Source organism: Hymenobacter sp. CRA2, from assembly GCF_002007105.1.
Taxonomy (GTDB): Bacteria; Bacteroidota; Bacteroidia; order Cytophagales; family Hymenobacteraceae; genus Solirubrum.
In genome coordinates, this window is sequence record NZ_MVBC01000037.1 from 1 (window position 1) to 1,001 (window position 1,001).

The window sequence follows — 1,001 nt, forward strand, 5'->3', positions numbered from 1 at the left end:
AGCTGCTGGCGCTCCGCGTACGTAAGCGGCTGTATGCAAGCATACTCGATGGATTTGCGTCAGCGCGTGGCGCAGGCGCTGGCCGAGCCGGGCGCCCGGCAGGCCCAAGTGGCCGCGCGCTTTTGCGTGAGCGTGGCTTTCGTGGGCAAGCTCGTGCGGCGGCAGCGGCAAACCGGGTCGGTGGCGGCGTTGCCCGGCCGGGGTGGCCCGCCGCGGTGCCTGGACGCGGCCGCGCAGGCGTGGCTGGTCGCCCAGGTGGGGCGGCAGCCGGACGCGACGCTGGCCGAGCTGCGCGACGCACTGCAGGCCGAAACGGGGCGGCGGGTGAGCGTGGGCGTGGTGTGGCGCGTGGTGGACGAGCAGGGGCTGCGCCGCAAAAAAAAGCCTGCACGCCACTGAGCGGGATACGCCCCGCGTGCGGGAGCTACGCCGCCAGCACGTCGAGGCGGTGGCGGCGCGCCCGGACGTGCACCGGTTCTACTTTCTGGACGAAACGGGCCTGCGCCTGGACTACGCGCGCCGCTACGCGCGGGCACCGGGCGGCCGGCGGGTCAGCGGCGCCGTGCCGCTCCGGCGCGGGCGGGCCGTCACGTTGATTGGGGCGCTGAGCGTACGCGGGCTGAAAGCCGTGCAACTGCTGGACGGGGCCCTGAACCAGCGCAGCTTTGCCTTCTACGTGGCCCGGGTGCTGGGCCCGCAGTTGCGGCGCGGCGATGTGCTGGTGCTCGATAACCTGCCGGTGCACAAGCTCGGCGGACTGCAGCAAGAACTGGCCCGGCGTGGCGTCGAGGTGCTGTTTCTCCCGCCCTACTCGCCCGACTTCACTCCGATTGAGCAGGCCTGGAGCAAGCTCAAAACCAAGCTGCGCCAGGCCCAGGCCCGTACCCGTGAAGCACTGGAGGCGGCTATCCAAACCGCGGTTGAGTGGATTTCCAGCAAGGATGCCAAAGCCTGGTTCAACCATTGTGGTTATCATGTACATCGTTCATGAATCCGCTATA

The 1,001-nt window shown here is 69.6% G+C and carries 2 protein-coding genes; both read left to right on the plus strand.

From position 1 onward, the window contains the following. The first annotated feature begins 33 nt into the window (after window positions 1-33). On the plus strand, window positions 34-399 hold the full coding sequence (locus B0919_RS24455) for a helix-turn-helix domain-containing protein (protein WP_139362386.1): 366 nt from the start codon (window positions 34-36) through the stop codon (window positions 397-399). Between the two features lie 16 nt (window positions 400-415). Then, window positions 416-991 carry an IS630 family transposase gene (locus B0919_RS24460; RefSeq protein WP_176133212.1) on the plus strand — a complete coding sequence of 192 codons (576 nt, stop codon included), beginning with the start codon at window positions 416-418 and terminating at the stop codon, window positions 989-991. Window positions 992-1,001 lie beyond the last annotated feature (10 nt).